Source organism: Streptomyces alfalfae (genome assembly GCF_004127445.1).
In the GTDB taxonomy this organism is placed as follows: domain Bacteria; phylum Actinomycetota; class Actinomycetes; order Streptomycetales; family Streptomycetaceae; genus Streptomyces; species Streptomyces alfalfae.
The window spans coordinates 265064-283721 of sequence record NZ_QEXM01000012.1; the positions used below are offsets into that span (position 1 = coordinate 265064).

13 protein-coding genes and 2 pseudogenes are annotated in these 18658 nt (G+C 70.0%); 10 read left to right on the top strand and 5 right to left on the bottom strand.

Annotated features, from left to right (window positions below):
- Positions 1-28: 28 nt before the first annotated feature.
- The 3 genes and pseudogenes from DCW30_RS03845 to DCW30_RS03855 all read right to left on the bottom strand — a co-directional run bounded on the left by DCW30_RS03845 (position 29) and on the right by DCW30_RS03855 (position 5035).
- Complete coding sequence (locus DCW30_RS03845) at positions 29-2713, bottom strand: helix-turn-helix transcriptional regulator (RefSeq protein WP_076688462.1); 2685 nt, start codon at positions 2711-2713, stop codon at positions 29-31.
- Between the two features lie 593 nt (positions 2714-3306).
- Positions 3307-4419, bottom strand: a pseudogene (locus DCW30_RS03850) (penicillin acylase family protein); the annotation flags it as partial.
- Between the two features lie 73 nt (positions 4420-4492).
- Complete coding sequence (locus DCW30_RS03855; protein WP_076682523.1) at positions 4493-5035, bottom strand: penicillin acylase family protein; 543 nt, start codon at positions 5033-5035, stop codon at positions 4493-4495.
- Positions 5036-5291: 256 nt separating this feature from the next.
- Between DCW30_RS03855 and DCW30_RS03860 the strand changes: the two genes are divergently transcribed.
- The 4 genes from DCW30_RS03860 to DCW30_RS37870 all read left to right on the top strand — a co-directional run bounded on the left by DCW30_RS03860 (position 5292) and on the right by DCW30_RS37870 (position 8920).
- Complete coding sequence (locus tag DCW30_RS03860; RefSeq protein WP_076682526.1) at positions 5292-5888, top strand: TetR/AcrR family transcriptional regulator; 597 nt, start codon at positions 5292-5294, stop codon at positions 5886-5888.
- Positions 5889-6199: 311 nt separating this feature from the next.
- Positions 6200-6388 carry a helix-turn-helix domain-containing protein gene (locus DCW30_RS36530; protein ID WP_076682528.1) on the top strand — a complete coding sequence of 63 codons (189 nt, stop codon included), beginning with the start codon at positions 6200-6202 and terminating at the stop codon, positions 6386-6388.
- A gap of 668 nt (positions 6389-7056) precedes the next feature.
- Positions 7057-8439: a S8 family peptidase gene (locus tag DCW30_RS03870; protein WP_373569056.1), complete on the top strand. Its 1383-nt coding sequence runs from the start codon at positions 7057-7059 to the stop codon at positions 8437-8439.
- Positions 8440-8785: 346 nt separating this feature from the next.
- On the top strand, positions 8786-8920 hold the full coding sequence (locus DCW30_RS37870; RefSeq protein WP_257788562.1) for an SRPBCC family protein: 135 nt from the start codon (positions 8786-8788) through the stop codon (positions 8918-8920).
- A gap of 92 nt (positions 8921-9012) precedes the next feature.
- Here the strand turns inward: DCW30_RS37870 and DCW30_RS03875 are convergent, their stop codons facing one another.
- Complete coding sequence (locus DCW30_RS03875; RefSeq protein ID WP_076682532.1) at positions 9013-9681, bottom strand: response regulator transcription factor; 669 nt, start codon at positions 9679-9681, stop codon at positions 9013-9015.
- A gap of 582 nt (positions 9682-10263) precedes the next feature.
- Positions 10264-11328: an Lrp/AsnC family transcriptional regulator gene (locus DCW30_RS03880; RefSeq protein WP_076682534.1), complete on the bottom strand. Its 1065-nt coding sequence runs from the start codon at positions 11326-11328 to the stop codon at positions 10264-10266.
- An 86-nt stretch (positions 11329-11414) separates the two neighbouring features.
- Between DCW30_RS03880 and DCW30_RS03885 the strand changes: the two genes are divergently transcribed.
- The 6 genes and pseudogenes from DCW30_RS03885 to DCW30_RS03905 form a co-directional block, all read left to right on the top strand.
- Positions 11415-12728 carry an MFS transporter gene (locus DCW30_RS03885; RefSeq protein WP_076688464.1) on the top strand — a complete coding sequence of 438 codons (1314 nt, stop codon included), beginning with the start codon at positions 11415-11417 and terminating at the stop codon, positions 12726-12728.
- Positions 12729-12780: 52 nt separating this feature from the next.
- Positions 12781-14019, top strand: coding sequence for a metal-dependent hydrolase family protein (locus DCW30_RS03890; RefSeq protein ID WP_076682536.1), 1239 nt, complete (start codon positions 12781-12783; stop codon positions 14017-14019).
- 66 nt (positions 14020-14085) lie between these two features.
- Positions 14086-16083: a S9 family peptidase gene (locus tag DCW30_RS03895; protein ID WP_076682538.1), complete on the top strand. Its 1998-nt coding sequence runs from the start codon at positions 14086-14088 to the stop codon at positions 16081-16083.
- A gap of 14 nt (positions 16084-16097) precedes the next feature.
- On the top strand, positions 16098-17738 hold the full coding sequence (locus DCW30_RS03900; RefSeq protein WP_076682539.1) for an alpha/beta hydrolase: 1641 nt from the start codon (positions 16098-16100) through the stop codon (positions 17736-17738).
- Between the two features lie 219 nt (positions 17739-17957).
- Positions 17958-18230 (top strand): hypothetical protein, encoded by a 273-nt coding sequence (locus DCW30_RS38065; protein ID WP_207230930.1) that lies wholly within the window; start codon positions 17958-17960, stop codon positions 18228-18230.
- Positions 18128-18658 (top strand): annotated as a pseudogene (locus DCW30_RS03905) (class I SAM-dependent methyltransferase); the annotation flags it as partial. The gene DCW30_RS38065 and the pseudogene DCW30_RS03905, both read left to right, overlap by 103 nt.

Below are 18658 nucleotides of genomic sequence, written 5' to 3' on the forward strand. Positions count from 1 at the left end.
TGCGAGCGGCGGCCGTCCCGGTCGCTGGTCAGCCGGACAGCTCGCGGAGCTGTCGGCGCGAGGAGATCCCCAGCTTGCGGTAGGCGTTGTGCAGGTGGGTGTCGATCGTACGCGGGCTGAGGAACAGCGCTGCCGCAACCTCCCTGGACGACGCGCCGGCGGCTACCTTGCCGACGATGAGGCGTTCCCGCGCGGTCAGGACACCGAGCGGGTCGTCGTCCGTGTCCTGCGGGCGCGGCTCCTCACCGGCGGCCCGCAGTTTTCTGGCCGCACGCTCGGCGAAGGCGTCGACGCCCATCGAGGACAGCATCTCGTACGCGGCTCGCAGTTCGGTACGGGCTTCCGCGGTGCGCCCCTCCCCGTCCAACCACTCGCCGTAGGTGAGCCGTGTCCGGGCGTGATGAATGTGGACGCCGGTCTTCGCGTAGTGGTCGATGGCTTCCCGGTACAGCATGTCGCAGTTCTCGCCCTCGCCGAGGAGTGCTCGCGCCTGCAGCCACTGGGCGACGGCCCACGGGGAGGGATGCGCCCGGGCCAGTCTCTCCAGCAGGCGCGCCGCGTCGGCGGCTTCCTGCGGGCGTCCCACGCGCGCGGCGGCCTCGACGAGCTCGGGGTAGACGGCCCAGAGGGTGTAAGAGCCGGCCCGGTGGCGGCTCTGGGACGCGAGGGCCGCCTGCAGAGCGGCCTCATGGTTGCCCAGGCCGTTGTACAGGACCGCCCGGGCGTACTGCTCGCCGACGGTTTCGTTGGGCCGCCCGTCCGCGCCCGTCAGCTTCTTCAGCTCGCGATAGTGGCACGCGTCGCCTCGGAAGGCGGCGAGGACGAGGTCGACGCCCACGACACGCATCGAGCCCGCGGCCTCGTCGAGTGCGTGGGCTTCCGCGAGGACGCAGGCCGCTTCGTTGAGCCCGCCTCCCGCGATGCGCGAGATCGCCTGGTAGCGCAGTGCCTGCGGCAAGGTGGCCAGCGAGCCCTGGCTGCGGGCGGCCCGGACCTGCTGGTCGGTCATCTCGCGCAGGATTGCGTCGTCGCGCAGGTCGATGGCGAGCTGGCAGGCGAGGTTCATCCGCCAGTGACCTGCCGCAGAGTCGGCGGCGGTGCGGCAGGCGGTTACCGCCTCGCGCATCGCCGGGACCGCCTGCTCGACGGGCAGTCTGATCTGGTCCAGGAGGGCGTGCAGCAACAGGTCCGCGGGAGAGGCGTCTCCCGGTCTCCCTTGTTCCTGGACCGCGGCGCCGAGTGTCTTGAGCAGGCCGGGCTGGTTGTCGTTGAACATGATCGACGCGATTGCTTCCAGGTACACCTCCGTGGCCTGCTCGCCGGGCAGTTGAGTGGCGAGGCCGATGAGCGCGGCGGTCGCCTGCGGGGTGTGGCCGAGCTGGAAGTCGATCCTGGCGCGCAACAGGCGCGCCTGCGTGTGCCTGCTGTCCTCGAGCCCGGGCTCGGCCTTCGAGATGAGTGCGCGGGCCGCCCTGGGCGAGCCGGCTTGCAGGTGGAGGCGGGCTGCCGCGATCAGCCGCCCGGCCCGGGATCCGGCTTCGGGGGTCAGTTGCGCGGCCCGCTCCATGAAGGCGGCGGCCGCGGAGAAGCCGCCGCGCATGCGTGCCCGTTCCGACGACCGCTGCAACTCCGCAGCCACCCCCTCGTCGGCGTCGACGGCGGCGTGGGCCCGGTGCCACGCTCGGCGGTCGGCATCCGTCACGGGGTCGGTCGCCTCGGCGAGAGCGCCGTGCACGCGGCGGCGCAGCCCCGGGGTGGCCGAGGCGTACAGCGCCGAGCGCACGAGGGGATGCCGGAAGGTGAGCCGGGGGCCCAGTGTGAGCAGTCCTGCATCCTCCGCCACGGACAGGGCTGCGGGGTCCATCTCCAGCAGCTCGGCCGCCCGGCGCAGCAGGGCGAGGTCTCCGACCGGTTCCGCCGCGGCGAGTACCACCAGAGGCTGGGTGTCGGACGGCAGCTGTTCGAAGCGGTGGACGAACTGCGATTTCAGCGCGGTCCCGACGTGGGGCAGTGACGGGCGTACGCGGGGCAGTGCGAACGGTCCGTCGTCGTGGGCGAATTCCAGCAGCGCCAGCGGGTTGCCCGCGGCCTCGGCCAGGATGCGTTCGACGAGCTCGGCATCGAGCCCGGACCGCACCACCGTGCCGAGCAGCCGGCGCGCGTCCTCCTCGGGCAGTCCCGTGAGGGGCAGCCGCGGCAGGGCGGCGAGCCCCGGAACCGAGGCGGCGTCACGGGCGACGAACACCATCGCTATCCGCTCGGCCTCGATCCGCCGGGCGACGAACACCAGCACTTGGCGGGATGCGTCGTCGATCCACTGGGCATCGTCGATCACACAGCACACCGGCCGCTTGCGCGCCATCTCGTGCAACAGGCCCAGCACGGCGAGGCCGACCGTCAGGGGTTCGGGTGATGTCTGCGGGCCCAGTCCGAACACCGCCTCCAACGCCTCCCGCTGCACCGGGGGGAGTTTGGCGCGCAGGTCGAGGAGGGGTGCGCACAGCTGGTACAGCGCGGCGTACAGGAGTTCCTGCTCGAACTCGGCGCCGTCCGTACGCAGCACCGTGTAACCGTCCAGCGAGTCCATCGCCGTGTCGAGAAGCGCCGACTTACCGATTCCCGCCTCGCCGGCCACGACGAGGGCCCCGCCCTGGCCGGCCGCTGCCGCGGCCATCAGTTGGTCGATGGTGCTTCGCTCGTCCTGTCGGGCCACGAACTCCACTGCAACAGTCCTCCACCTCACACTGTGACATTCTTCCCCCCTGACCGCGAGTCGTGTGGTCGGTGACGGTCAGGGACGGATCATCACGGGTGACGGCCGACGGGAGTGACGACGCGGCTGCGAGCGGTCGCGGTACCGGCGGCCCCGCGTGCCGGTGAGCCGTACGCGCGCATGCGGTGCCCGCGACCTTGGCTCTCCTCCGGTCGGCCACGCCAGGCCGGACCGTCGCGGCCCTGCGGGCGTCGGCGTCGATGCGTGCGAGACGGAGGTGGCGCGGGCTTCCTGTTGTGCACATCGGCCACACCCCCGATCCCTCGGCAATTCCGATATGCCGTCCGAGACCGATTCGACATGCCGCGCATTCGTACGTCCAGGTATCCGGGTACGTAATCTTGATCGGCTGAGGGAACGGGGTTATGCACAAGGCGAACCATGCGATCCGCATTCGTCTCTACGAGTCGACGAAGCCGGGCCCTTGTACTTCTTGACCATGAACCCCGAGAGCAGGCGCCCCAGAGCCCCCGGGAGGTCGACCGCTGCGAGGTTCGGCCGGGTGCGCGAATATGTCCGGGCGGGTAACGGTGTCAGGTGCGCAGCCTGTCGCTTGCCCATACGGCGTACTGTGACTTCGATGGTGGCGCGCCGGGTTCGGTGGCGTTGCCGTAGACGAGGACGCTTTCCGCGGTGGTTTCACCGACTGGGCGGAATTGAACCAGTGACACCCAGGTGTCACCGAGCACCTTCTTGAAGCCGTCGGCCGTTGGCATGATCTCGAACGCTTTCAGGACGCCCACCACGCCGGAGCCCCCATCCCCCGGGATTGCGTCCGGACCGTCGCCGAGTGAGACGACCTGCCCGACGGAGGCATCGAGAGGGGCTCCAGTTCCCAGGAGTATCGCCTTGGCATCGCGAAGGGTTGCGACTGCCGCGGCGGGGTCGGCCAGCCCTGTCGGGAGTCCCCCGGGCTCTGCTGCGCACCGAAAAAGTGTCTTGTCGCCGATGCCCGAGAGATTCTGCATGCTCCATAGATAGAAAAGCACATAGCCCTCGCTGTCCTGGTTGGCCTGGCGGTCCCACGCAGTCAGCACCTGGACCGCGTCCTCAAGGTCCGTCTCGCCCGTGGCGGCCGCGAGGAGTTCGTCGAGGACGACGTCCGCGAGGAGTGCGCGTTTGCTGAACTTCAGGCCAAGAAGTTGTTCCGGGCTGATCTTCTTCTGTGCTTTGAGCCACCTTCGGGAGGCGATCGGACGGAAATCGTCGACCTGGTCGACGCTGGGGGCGATGGCTGACGGCCAGTTTTCGGCGGGCAGCGGCGGATCGGTGTAGAGCCAGGGCGTTTCGTTGCAGTTCTGCACCCACCCGGATTCGGGGTTGATCACTCTGGGCATCCGGGACGCCTGATGAACCCTGCGCCACAACCACTTCGGATCATCACCGGGCAGGCGGCGCTTACTGTCGTCGAAGTCGCCATGGGCACGCACTGGAGGGGTTCCGCAATAGAGCGCGCCGATCGAGCCATGTGCGTCCGCCGCGATCATGTTGAACAGTGGGAGCGGCGCCCCGTCGTGGATCTTGAACAACTCCTGCACGCTGGTGGCGAAGGAAAGGCGCCACCAGCTCTCCAACGCGGAGGTGGCCGGGTGGTGCAGGACTCCGGCGATGCGTACCGCGACATCGGTGCCGTCGGGAGCGGTGACGACCGGACCGTGTTACTGGGACTCCCGTGGCAGCAAATGGGCTACAGCCCGGCGGTGGGCTGGGGTCACACAGTCAACCCCGTGCCGAACATGTCGGTCTACGATCTATGTCCCTGGGGGTGACGGGCAGGATCTCCCGCCGGTCACCGCCGAGTTCGGCATTCTCGGAGCACGCCGCGTTGAACCCTTCGCAGAACGCCCTGACCCGTGCGAGCGTCTTCGGTTTCTGGGCACGCGTCCAGAGGTCCGTCTTGGTGTGCAGTCCCAGCTGGATGGTGAACTCGTCCTCCGCCAGGTAATCCGGGCCCCACAATGCTGCGGCCCCACCGCGGGCCCGTCCGTAGATGTCCAGGATCTCGCGGGCGTTGGTCCTGGCTTGGACATAGCCGACGCCATAGGTGACGTCGAACTCATCCTTCGCGGAGACGGTGGGGACCGCCCACTCATCCCAACCGACCTTCAGGTGCCGGGCCCCACCCGGCTCGCGTGTCAGCTGCCACTGCTGGCCGGCGAGCGAGGCAACGGCCGAGCCGGAGTTGGCCATCATGGTGGCCGCAGCCGTCCCGGCTGCCGCGCGCAGCACGAACCTTCGGGGGAACACCCTTGTCTGGGTCATGGCTCACTCCCTCATGATCATTTCGTGTCATTCGGTTCCGGTTGGTCATGCGGTTCCGGTTGGGTGAGCAGGCGAGTTGCGTCGACGGAACACGACGAGGAGGAGCAGGAGCGTGGAACGACGCCAACAGCCCGTTAGTACAACGTACTAGTCTACTGTGCTAGTAACAAGGGTTGGACTTTGCGCGCGAGGTAAGCGGGTTACGCCTCATGGCGCACTGACGGCGCCATGATCTAAAGGGAGGCCGAGGAGAACGATGGCCGGTTCCCGTCGGCAGCAGATCGTGGAAGCGGCCAGGTCGATCTTGTCCGAGGATCCCCAGTCGACGCTCGCCGTCCGGACCGTAGCCGCACGCGTCGGCATCGGCGCGAGCACGCTGCGCCATTACTTCCCGACCCAGCAGTCGCTGCACGAGGCGATCTTCGCCGCTGCGCTCGAGGACACGCCGTCCGAGATGCGGATCCACGACACGTCGACTCCCGCCCGGACCAGGCTCCGCGAGTGCCTCGTACAGCTCCTGCCGCCGCAGCAGCCGATAAGCGGGGCCGCCGCCGACAGGATACTGACGGCCCTGAGTACCAGCTTCGGTTCCAGCAGCACCGACGAGGCGCGCAACGCCTGGGGCGCCTACACACTCCGAACGCTCGACGCGATCGTCGGCTGGCTTCGCGTGTTGGCCCACCAGGGCGTCATCACCGACGTCGATCTCAGGCGGCGTGCCCGCTTCCTGTTGACAGTCGTAGAAGGCATCGCCCTCACACGGATCATCCCCGTCACACGTCCGACCAGCGCCGAAGAAGAGGCGATCCTCGACGACGCTCTGTCGGTCGTCTTCCGGGACACCCCTGCCTGATCGCTCGTCACTTCTGCGTAAGGTCGGGACCAGTGCTGTTGGCTGGTGGGCAGCCGGCCCGAGGTTCTGAACTGGCGTGATGTGTGTTGTACACGGTGGGGGCAATGTCGGTGGACTGGCCGAGGTGCTCAAGGAGAAACTGACGGCGGAGCCGAAAGGAAGGCCGAGGACGCCGTGCTGGGCTGGTGTGGGCGGCACACGCCGCCGCCTTGCCGAGGCCCGCGCCACATATCGGAAAGCCCGTCGCGCAGCCGAGGTCGCCCGCGTCACGGGCATCCTCGGCCAAGTGGCCGCCCACCCCCCAGCTAGGCGTGTACGCGCTGCTTGCGAAGCTGACCACCGAGGAGCTGGCCGAGGGCATCCACTCCGGCCTGCGCCGCCTGCTGACCTCGGATTCCGGCAGCCAGGGGCTCGTCGAAACGCTGCGTGTGCACCTGGACCACGCCGGCGACGCCCAGCACGCCGCCGCCGCACTGCACGTACACCGCTCGACGCTGTAACAACGCCTGCACGGCATAGAGGAGTTGACGGGACTTCGCCTGAACAGCGGCGACGACCGGCTGGCCGCGCCTATCGGTCTCAAGATGGCCCACCTCAGCCCGACGCGACCGGCCGAGGGCAGAGGTCCCCGGGAACCGGCATGAGACGCGTTGCCGGAAACGGACTGCGCGGACCTACTGCGACTCCATGGCCCTGGTCTGCGTAGACCGGATCGCGCCCGACGCGGGCGGACACCGGAGATCCGGGTCAGAGGACATTCCCGCAAGCGGCACGTGGACCGCAGACGACGAATGCCTCCCCCTGTCACATTCGCGTCACCTACGTATACGTAGATCTCCGCGGCGGGGTAGGCGCGTCCGGCGCCGTACCAGTAAGTTCCGTGGCACACCGGCTGGTTGAACACACGTTCGCCGCACTCCCAGCGGCAGCCGGAGCTCACGCCTGCGGCTCCGCCCTCCCCGTGGGGCCCGGCACCTGACGAAGTGTCACCCCATAGTGATCCGCCGGTTCGGCATACCCATGCCCGGAGCCGGTTCGCGAAAGGAAGTCACCTCTTTTGTACGGCCTCAAGCGCATACGAATACCCCTCGCCACGGCGGCAGCCGCGGCCATCCTGGGCACGGGCGTCACCGCGAGCGTCGCGGCTCCGAACCCCGCAACTCCTGCCGTGAAAGAGCAAGGTTCCGCCCCCACAGCGGCCTTCGGCTCCGCCGCCGCCAAGGACTCCATCCCCGAAGGCATCATCGTCGGCTACAAGAAGCGGACCGACGCAGCGAGATCCGACGCCGAGGCCCGCGCGGACGCACGGGCCAAGGGTGCGAAGGTCGGCGAGCACCTCGGGTTCGACCGACGACTGGGCACCGGCGCCGCCCTGGTGGGCTTCGACTCCAAGATGGCGGCCGAGGACGTCAAGGACGTCATGGCCGCCTACGCCTCCGACCCCGATGTGGCCTACGTCGTCCCCGACGAGCGGATGTACGCCACGGCCACGCCCAACGACCCCTTGTACACGCAGCAGTGGGACCTCTTCGAGAACCACGCGGGCATGCGGGTGCCGGGAGCCTGGAAGCGGGGCATCACGGGCAAGGGCGTCAATGTGTCGGTCATCGACACCGGGTACGTCGCCCACTCCGACCTGGCGGCCAACATCGTCCCCGGCTATGACTTCATCTCCGACCCGTCGAGGGCCCGGGACGGGGACGGACGGGACAGCGACCCCGCCGACCAGGGCGACTGGGTCCGCCGCGGTGAGTGCGGCACGAATGCCGCAGGAGAGCCCCTCCCGGATCGCGACCGGAACAACACCTGGCACGGCACACACGTCAGCGGCACCATCGCGGCCACCGCCAACAACAGCAACGGCATCACCGGCATCGCGCACCGGGCCCGTATCCAGCCCGTCCGGGTGCTGGGCAAGTGCGGTGGCTCGACCTCCGACATCATCGACGCCATCACCTGGTCCTCGGGCGGAACCGTGTGGGGCGTCCCGCGCAACCGGCACCCCGCCGACGTGATCAACATGAGCCTGGGCGGCGGCCGCACCTGCGATCTGGGTAGCCAGCTCGCCATCAACGCCGCTGTGGCACGTGGCACCACGGTTGTTGTCTCTGCGGGGAACGAGAACTCCGACGCAGCCAACCAGTCCCCGGCGAGCTGCGCCAACGTGATCAACGTCGCAGCCAGCGACCGTGAGGGCAACCGGGCCGCATACTCCAACTACGGCTGGACCGTCGACATCACCGCCCCCGGCGGCGAGACGAAGCCGAACGTCAGCAACGGCATCCTGTCCACCCTCAACTCCGGCACCCGGGGCGTCGGCCTCGAGAACTACGACTTCTACCAGGGCACCAGCATGGCCGCTCCGCACATCACGGGCCTGGCGGCGCTGATGTACGACGCGAACTCCCGCATCAGGCCGGCGCAGGTGGAGGCGGCCATCAAGCTCCATGCTCGGCTTCTGCCGGGCGTCTGCGTCGGCGGCTGCGGCGCGGGCCTGGCCGACGCCTCGGCGACCCTCGCCTCGGTGCGCGGATTCCGCTTGGGACGTTGAGACTGAGCCGTTGACATGAGGACGCAGCCGGTGGCACGCGCCGGCTGCGTCCATCCTGCCGCCGCGCCTGCCCCCCCGCCCCCTCTCCTCCCCTGCTTGTTGGCGCCCAGGGTGTGGGTCCGACCTGAGTATGACCTCGACGAGCCCCCCAGCCGACGTGGCGGCACCTGTCTTTGGGCCGGGATGCGGGTGTTGACATCGCCTGCACGGCAACCGGAATTCATGAGCGGTCGTCGGCCTCATTCCGGCCTACGTGGGGCTGTGCATCGATGCCCTGATCAGCAGCGTCGTCTCCTCCCCACTCAGCGGAGGGACGAAAACGCAAAAAAGAGAGCGGAAGTGCCCCGTGGGCGCCGAGACCGTGTGGCCGATCGATGCGGTCGGCGACACGTTCGTCATGGCCGTGCACAACGAGGAGCGAGGTGCCTACCGGATCGAGAACCACGCCGCCGCCTTCGCCCTGGCCCGGGTCATCGCCTGACGACCCGGGCAAGCGGGTCAGCGCCCGACAGGTCACCGCTTCACCTGGAAGCCGACCCCGGCCGGCGGCGGCCACACCGAGGTGAACCAGACCTACGACTGGGCCGCGGTCGCCCACCCGGCAGGCGTCTCGCGCATGCCCGTCGTCTCGGCCGACCAGTTCGAGGAGTCGTTGGCCCGCCTGGCCGGTGCGGTGGCGTGGGAAGGGCCCAGAAGGCCGAGCGCCCCCACCTGTGCCGCCAAGGCGCGGCGGTTGGGCGCATCGAAGCGGCGCAGCATCTGGCGGATGTGGTAGTCGACGCCGCGTCGGCTGAGGCACAGGCGCTCGGCCAGCAGTTCGGTGGACGCGCCGGCCGCCACGCCGTCCAGGATGCGCGCTTCGAGCGCCGTGAGCACGGTGCGCGCAGGCGGCGTTTCCCGCGTCGTGGGAGACAGCAGCAGCATCAGTCCGGTGAGTCCTGTGGGTGCGGTGGCGGTGCCGGCCGTGAGACGGGCGGTGAAGGTGGTGCCGCGGCAGTGCTGGCCGATGACCTTCTCGGTGAACCACAGGGTGTGACCTTCACACAGGCCGGTGAAGCGCTGCCGCAGACTCTCAGGCGTTCCGACGTGGAGCAGGTCGCTCGGCAGACAGCCGTGGATCTCACCGGGACTCACGCCGAACTGGGCGGCGAACCCGGTCTCTGCCGCGACGATCACAGCACTCAGGGGGCAGGCCTGGGCCGCGTATACCGGGGCAGCGCTGTCCTTGTTCTCCTTGGGCATGGGGTCTCCTTGCCTAGAGTCAGGCGCGACGTACTTTACGTTTCCAAATGTACTAATTCCGACATCCGAGTAAGTACGTCGTTGTTACGCATTCATGGCCGTCCACCATTTCTCGGGATCAGGAATGCGTTACGTAAGTTACGTAGACACATGCCGGAGCAATGCTCCGGCATGTGTCTACGTCTTTCGCGCTCGCGTGGGCGGGGGTCGCCTCCCCGCGCACCACAGTGGTGAGCGAGCTTCTCTCCGAGGACGAGGCCGCCCAGTGGCTCGCCCGCTGGCAGCCGACGTGGCGGTACGGCAATGACGCGCGGGCATTCAAAGCCGTACGGAAGTCCTGGCGCTCTCACCGTGGACGCCGTACACCGTCAACTGGCAGACGGTCATTCTCCACCAGGCCGTCGGTGCGAACTGCTCCACGCTGGAAGGGGCGAGAGTCACTGCGGCATTGTGCGCTCCTGGGCGCAGGGCCTCGTTCGAAGCTCATCACCAACGGTCAGCGGACGCTGATCCGCTTGCGCGGACCCGCCGAGTGGACCGGCCGTCACCGCGCTCCCCCGGCCGGTAACCGGGCCGGACGCCTCAGTGCTGCGTCCTGTCCGGCAGCGCGAGGGGCACATAGCGCAGGGCTCGGCCGTCGGGGGCCAGGAGCCAGCCCATGCGTTTCGGGGTGTGCAGGGCGATGGTGCGGTCGTGGACCTGGAGGTGCGGGAACCGCTCGGCGAGGAGCGCTTCGAACGGGCTGATGCCGTTGAGATCGTGGAGCCAGGCCATGACGAAGAGGTTGTAGGGGCCGCTGACGGAGATGGAAAGGCGGACCTGGTCCGTGCGGGCCAGGGCGGCTCCGGTGTGTTCGAGGTACTGGTGGGGGACGGCGGCCCGGTACAGGACCGAGGTGCGGTACCCGGCCAGCGGATGCGCGAGGTCGCAGCGCAGGGTGATCTCCTGGTCACGCAGCATGCGCAGCAGGCGTCGGCGAGCGGTGTACTCGCTGACGCCGATGACGGCGCCGAGGTCCTTGTAGCTCATGCGGCCGTCGTTGCCGAGCGCGGCGCGCAGGGCGTGGTCGTGCGGGGTGCGCCGGGTCTGCGTATGGGTGCTGTACGTGAAGCGGGTGGCCCCGCGGCTCTCCGGCAGCAGGGCTCGGCTCCCGGAGGGGATGGCGTGAGTGCGCCAGTCGCCGCCCTCGCTGAAGACGGTCAGGCCGAGGCGCGTGTGCGTGGAGCGGACGCCGCGCAGCCCGCCGATGGTGCCGTGCACGGCGCGGCCGAGAGAGTGCAGGTCGGCGGCGGTGACGGCGAGAAGCAGGTCGAAGTCGCCCGCCACCTCTTCGACGCTGATCACCCACGGGAGCTGCGCCAACGCCCGGCTGACGGCGTCGAACCGTTGGGGAGTACAGCGCACCTCGACGAAGGCGACGGTGGCGGTATGGGGCCTTTCGTAAGCGGTGACCCAGGCCAGTCCCTGTGACCTGAGCCGGTCCCACCGCCGGGACGCCGTGGTCGCGTCGATGTCCAGGGCCCGGCCCAGCTGGGTCCAGGTGGCACGGGGTGCGGACTGCAGGGCGTCGACCAGTGCCAGGTCCAGCTCGGAGAACCCGGTGTCACTTTCCGGTGTGGATGCGGGCTCGTCGCCGCTTTCCTGCAATTTCCCGGCCCTTCTGCTGGTGAGTCGGACGATGTGGGGGTTCCCCCGCCATGGTCGAGTATCGGCCACTGCAGGAAGGAGTGCTGGTGTTCACACCGCGTTCCCGTACCAGAAGACCCGCGCCGCTGAGCGGCCCGGCCCGCACCACGGTGGTCCTGCTGTTCGCGGCCTGGTTCATCGACTATGCCGACCGGCTCGTGATCAATCTCGTCCTGCCGTCGATCGGTGACGAGTTCGATCTCAGCCACAGCCGGCAGGGCCTGGTCGTCTCCGTGTTCTTCGTGGCCTACGCGGTGTGCCAGATCCCCGGCGGCATCCTCGCCGACCGGTTCGGTGGCCGCCGGATGGCCCTGTGGGCACTCGCCGCCTGGACCGTGTTCACCGCTCTGACCGGGCTGGCCTGGTCGTTCGCCGCGCTCCTGGTGATGCGGGTGCTGTTCGGACTGGCGCAGGGCGTGTTCCCTCCCGCCGCCACCAAGACCCTGGTGGAGCGGTCGCGGCCGCAGGAACGGATGCGGGCCAACGGCCTGATCCTCAGCTCCAACTCGCTCGCGGCGGTGTTCACACCACTGGCCGTGGCGCCGCTGGTCGCCGCCTTCGGCTGGCGCTCGGCCTACATCTCCGTCGCCGCGCTCGGCGTCTTCGTCTACACGGCGATGCGACTGCGACTGCCGGCCCCGCTGGCAGAGCAGCGGGAAACGCACTCGGCCACACCCGCACCCACACGCACGGCCGACACGAGGGCCCTGCTCAGGTGGGGGATGCTCTGGCGGTTCGCCGTGATGATGTTCGGCTACAGCCTGATCATCTGGGGCCTCAGCTCCTGGGCCCCCACCTACCTGCATGACGAACGCGGCCTCGAGCTCTCCTCGGCGGGCGCGCTGATGGCGATCCCCGCGCTGGCCGCCGCGCTGGCGACGGTGCTCGGCGGCACGCTGGTGGACGGCATGGGCGGCCGGCACCGCACGATCGTGGTCCCCGCGATGTCGGTGGCCGCGCTGACCCTCCCCGCCATGGCCCACGCCTCGGGTGTCGCCCTGTTCATCGTGCTCAGCACGGTCGCCGTCTTCGCGGCGGCGCTGTGCTACATGCCGATCATGGCGGTGCCCATCCGCGGCCTGTCGGCCCAGCACATGGGGGTGGCCAGCGCAGTCCTCGTCTTCGGCGGGCAGCTGGCGGGTGTCATCGCCCCCACGGTGATGGGGTTGCTCGCCGACGCCTTCTCCTTCCAGGTGGCCTTCGCCTTCCTCGCGCTCGGCGCCGTGCTCACCGGAGCCGCGGCCTGTCTGACGCCGCAGGACACCGCCGCCTTCCTCGCCACCGCGGACGAACGCGTACGCGCCGCGGCACACGCCACCGCTTCCACGGCCACCCACAGCACGGAAAAGGAACTGACATGACGTCGACCGCACACCGCCCGGACTCGGCCGCCGCACGCGCGGGTGGCGCGTCATGAGTGAGCTCATCATCAAGGCGGCCACACTCCTCGACCTCGAGTCGGGAGAGCTCGTCCCCGGATCATCGGTGCGCATCTCGGGCGAACGGATCGTGGAAGTCGCCCCCGGCCGCCGGATCACCGCAGACGCACCGGTCCTGGACGCCGCGGGTCGCACGCTGATGCCGGGCCTGATCGACGCCCACGTACACGCCGCCGTCACGACCCTCGACATGCCCGCCATGGCCCGACGGCCCTCCTCCCGCATCGGCATCGAGGCGGCGGGACTGCTCGAAGGCATGCTGCGCCGGGGCTTCACGACGGTCCGCGACGCCGGCGGGCTCGACCGGGGCGTCGCCGAAGCGCTCGACGCCGGTCTCATCGAGGGGCCGAGGGTGTTCCGCTCCGGCCGCGTCATCAGCCAGACCGGCGGCCACGGCGACTTCACCCCGGCGCCCGACGAGCCGCGCCTGTGCGCCTGCCACATCCACAGCGACTGGTTCGCACGAGTCGCCGACGGAGCCGACGCCGTACGCCGTGCCGTGCGCGAGGAGCTGAAGAACGGCGCCCACCAGATCAAGATCATGGCCAGTGGGGGCATCTCCTCACCCACCGATCCCCTGGACATGGTGCAGTACACCGCCGAAGAGATACGAGCGGCCGTGACCGAGGCGGAGGCCCGGCACACCTACGTCCTCGCCCACGCCTTCACCCCGGAGGCCATCATCCAGGCGGTGACCGCGGGCGTGCGGTCGATCGAGCACGGCAACCTGCTGGACGCGGCGGCCGCGCGCGTCATGGCGGAGCACGGGGCGTTCCTCGTGCCCACGCTCGTGACCCTGGAACAGCTTGCCGAGGTCGGGCGGCGGTGGCACTACCCGCAGCAGAGCATCGACAAGCTCCAGCACGTGCTCAGCGAGGGGGAGAAGGCCGTCCACCTGGCCCTCGACGCGGGCGTGCGGGTGGGCTTCGGCACCGACCTGCTCGGCGAGGCCCACCCCGAGCAGAGCCGCGAACTGCTGCTCAGGGCACGGGTGCAGTCCCCGCTCGACGTCCTACGGTCGGCCACCGCGGTGAACGCCGAACTCCTCGGCCGCACCGGCGAACTGGGCGCCGTGGCACCCGGCGCCCTCGCCGACCTGCTCCTGGTCGCGGGCAACCCGCTCGAAGACCTGTCGCCGCTGGCCGACTCCGGCGCGGGCATCGATCTCGTCATGCGCGGCGGGGAGGTGGTGAGCAGTCGGATCGCCGGATGACCCACGGCACTCCCGTACGCCCCACCCCACACCACCCGCTCCGCCCGCCCTCACCAAGGAACACACATGACACCGACCCCATCCCCCACCTCACCGCACGCCCCGCCCCGCATCCCACCCCTGATCCCGGTCGAAGACTTCTGCAGGACCCCGGTCGCCACGAGCGGATCGATCTCACCGGACGGCACGAAGATCGCCTACCTCGCCCCGGAACGCGGCAGGCTGAACGTCTGGATACGCGGCGTCGACACCGCCGCGGACGGCGGCACCGAGTTCGGCGACGCCGTCTGCGTCACCCACGACCACCACCGGGACATCCACAGCTACCGCTGGACCGACGACCCGCGCTGGCTGCTCTACACCCAGGACGGCGACGGCGACGAGAACTGGCACGTCTTCCGGGTCGACCTGGAGGACCCGGACGCCCCCGCGGTGGACCTGACCCCGTTCCCCGGCGTCCGCACCATGGACTTCTGGCAGCCCGGCGGCCTGCCCGGCACCGTCATCGCGGTGCTGAACCGGCGCAGACGCGACCAGTTCGACGTCCACCGCATCACCATCGCCACCGGCGAGCACACCATCGTCGCGGAGAACCCCGGTCACATCGGCGGCTGGCTGTGCGGCCGGCACGGAGAGCTGTTCGCGACCGTGGTTCCGCCGGCCGGGGGCCATGAGATCCACTCCTGGGACCCGGAGACCGGCACCTCGCGGCCGATCACCGCGTACGACGGCGCCGATCTGCCGATGGGCCTCACCCCCAGCACCGTCACGCCCGACGGCACCGGCATCTGGCTCGGCTCCAACCGGGGCAGCGACCTCATCAGGCTGACCCGGCTCGACGTCGCCACCGGCGAGGAGACCGTCGTCGACAGCCACCCCACGTACGAGCTGGACACCCGCAGCGGCGTCAACGAGGCGTTCCCCTCCCCGCTGATCCTCAGCGGACGCACCGGCGAGATCCTCGCGGTCCGCTATCTGGGCGAGCGGCAGGCCATCCATGCGCTCGACCCGCACTTCGCCGCGGTGTACGAGCGGCTGTCCCGGCTCTCGCACGGCGACCTCGACTCCGTCTCCTCCGACACCGGTGGGCGGCGCTGGGTCGTGAGCTTCACGCATGACACCGAGCCCGGAGTCACCCACTACTACGACCACGAGACCGGCGAGAGCCGCGAACTCTTCCGCCCGCACCCCCACCTCGATCCGGCGGCGCTGGCCGGGAAGCACCCCGTCTCCTTCACCGCCCGCGACGGACTGACGGTCCACGGGTACCTGACGCTGCCGGTCGGCGTCGCGCCGACGCGGCTGCCGCTGGTGCTGCTGGTGCACGGCGGCCCCTGGTTCCGCGACGGCCCCGGCTACGAGCCGCGCGTGCAGCTGCTGGCCAACCGCGGATACGCCGTCCTCCAGGTCAACATGCGGGGCTCCTCCGGCTATGGCGCGGCGTTCACCCGCGCCGCCATCCGCGAGTTCGCGGGCCGGATGCACGACGACCTCGTCGACGCCGTCGACTGGGCGGTCGGGGCGGGGTACGCCGACCCGCGGCGCGTCGGGATCTTCGGCGGCTCCTACGGCGGATACTCCGCCCTCGTCGGGGTCACCTTCACCCCGGACGTCTTCGCCGCGGCGGTGGATCTGTGCGGCATCTCCGACCTGGCGAACTTCATCCGCACCCTGCCGGCGTTCGCCCGCCCCCTGATAGGCAACAACTTCCTCACATACGTGGGCGACCCCGATGTACCGGAGGACGAGGCCGACATGTTGGCCCGCTCACCGATCACCAGGGTGGACCGGATCCGAACCCCGCTCATGGTCATCCAGGGCGCCAACGACGTCCGCGTGGTGCAGGAGGAGTCCGACCTGGTGGTCGAGGCCGTACGCGCCCGCGGGGTCGAGGTGGAGTACCTGGTCAAGGCGGACGAGGGCCATCGCTTCCAGAACCCGGAGAACCTCATCGACGTGTACCGGGCCGTCGAGCGCTTCCTCGCCCGCCACCTGGGCGGCCGGCAGCACCGGTCAGACCTCATTTCCCACCAGGCAGCAGCACCGCACGTCCCCTCACAGTGAGCAAGGAGCGCACCATGTACCGTCCACATGCCGCACGCAGCACCACGGCCCTGACGCTGAGTCTCGCCACGGTGCTCGGACTGACCGCGGCCACGACCGCCACCCCGCGCTCCGGCGAACCGCACACGACAGCCGCGGCCCCGGCGCCGAAGCTCGACTGGAAGCCCTGCGGCAAGGGAGAGTTGAGCGACTTCCAGTGCGCGACCGCGGAAGTGCCCACCGACTACGACCGCCCCCGCGGCGCGACGACGACGATCGCCCTGACCCGGCTCCCCGCGAGTGACCCTGGCAAGCGCATCGGCTCGCTGTTCACCAACCCCGGCGGTCCCGGCGGCTCCGGGGTCGACTTCGTCCACCACGCGGGCAAAGTCGCCTACGACCCCGCCGTACGCGCGCGCTTCGACATCATCGGCTTCGACCCGCGCGGCGTGGGCGACTCCGACCCGGTCACCTGCTTCGCGAGCGCCGAGAAGGAGAAGGCCGCGCTGGCCCGGATCCCGGTGTTCCCGTTCACGGAGAAACAGGAGAAGCCGTTCCTGCGCCGCCTGCTGGAGGTGCCGAAGGCCTGCATGAAGCGATCGCGCGAACGGATCGAGCACGCCTCGACAGCGAACGTCGCCCGCGACATGGACCTGCTCCGCCGGGCCGTCGGCGACACGAAGCTCACCTACGCCGGCTACTCGTACGGCACCTTCCTGGGCGCGACGTACGCCAAGCTCTTCCCGGACAACGTCCGGGCCCTGATGCTCGACGGCACCGTCGAGCCGACGGGCTACACCGGAGTCAACGGTGACACGCGCTCGGTGGTGACGCGGACCGGCCAGGGCGAGGCGGCAGGGCGTGCCCTCGGCGAATTCCTCCGCCTGTGCGCGAAAGCGGGGCCCGACCGTTGCGCCCTGGCCCGGCAGGGCGACCCGCGCGCGGTCATGGAGCGGACACTGCGGCGCCTGAAGACCCGTCCGGTGACGGTCCGCCTGCCCGAAGGTCCGCCGGTCGAGGTCACGTACCCCTTCGCGGTGGAGACGCTCTACAACGGGTTGTACACCCCGAGGAGCTGGCCGGTTCTGGCCGAGGCGTTCGCGGCCGTGGCCACCGCGGGCAAGCGGCTCGACCGGCCGAGCGCCGCCGTGGGCGAGTACTTCCGCACCCTGCGCGACAAGGAGTTCGCCTCGAAGGGCGAGGTGCTGGCGAACCTGTGCGTCGACACCCTCAACCCGAAGAGCCCGAAGGGCTTTCCCGCCGAGGCCGACGCCGAGGACGCGAAGAGCTTGCACTTCGGCCGTTACCGGACCTGGCAGGGCCTTTCCTGCACGGTGATAGGCAATGAGGACCGCGACGCCCACCTGGGCGGCTGGCGGCAGAAGGTCGACGCGCCGGTGATGGTGGTCGGCACCCGCTTCGACCCGGCGACCCCGTACGAGAAGACCCGCCCCTTCGCCGACAAGTTCCCCGACGCGCGCATGGCGACCCTGGAGGGCTGGGGGCACGGCGGCACCCTGCTGCAGAGCACGTGCATGAACCGACTGGTCGCGCGGTACCTGGTCGAGCTGGAGGCGACGGACGGGGCGACCTGCGAGCCCGACTCGCAGCCGTTCGCGTCGCCCACGCCGACGGGAGACGGGCCCGTCGGGACCGGGACGCGCGAAGCGCCGTGAGCCTGCGCCCGGGTGGGCGCGGTACGTCCTGCCGCACGGTCGTCGCCACTCCTACCGTCGGACCGGTGAGCAACCGTCCGACGGCGTGCCTTCCGGCATGCCGAATGATCCGAGCACGACCGACGGACTGAGTCGGCGCCGGGTACTCGGCACCGCCGCCGCGGCGGCGGTGCCGCTGCCAGCGCGGGGAGCGGAGGACGCGGAAGCGAAGAGCGGACCGTGGTGAGAAGGGCCCTGGAGTCGGTCTTCGGCTGGGACCGTGCCGAGGACGACGGGGCGTTCGCGTTCCGGGACACTTTCGGCCACCTCTACGACTGGCACGGCAGGGACACCTTGCACTACGACGACTTCGACCCCGAGCACCGGATCGCGCGGAGCGTCGCGGAGTACGAGTCCATCAGGACATCCACGGTGAGGCACGGCTGTGTGCCGTGCTGGTGCCCGCGGGGGCGCGGGTGCTGGATGCCGGATGCGGCACCGGCCGGGTCATGATCCGGTTGGCGGAGCTCGGGTACGACTGCGTCGGGGTCGACCGCGACGCGTCCATGCTGGCCGTGGCGCGCAGACAGGCGCCGGAACTGCTCTGGGCCCAGGCCGATCTGGCCACGCTCGACCCGGCCGAGCTGCGGATCGCGGCGGACTTCGACCTCGTGGTCGCCGCCGGCAACATCTTCCCGCTCCTCGCGCCCGGCACCGAGGCGGAGGTTGTCAGGCGCTTGGCGGCGACCCTGCGTCCGGGCGGCCTCCTGGTCGCGGGCTTCGGCCTGGACGCGGCCCACCTGCCGGTGCCGCCCACCATCACCCTGCCCGAGTACGACGCCCACTGCGCCGCGGCCGGCCTGACCCTGGCCGACCGCTTCGCGACGTGGGACGCCGACCCCTACCACGGCGGCGGCTACGCCGTCAGCGTCCACCGGGCC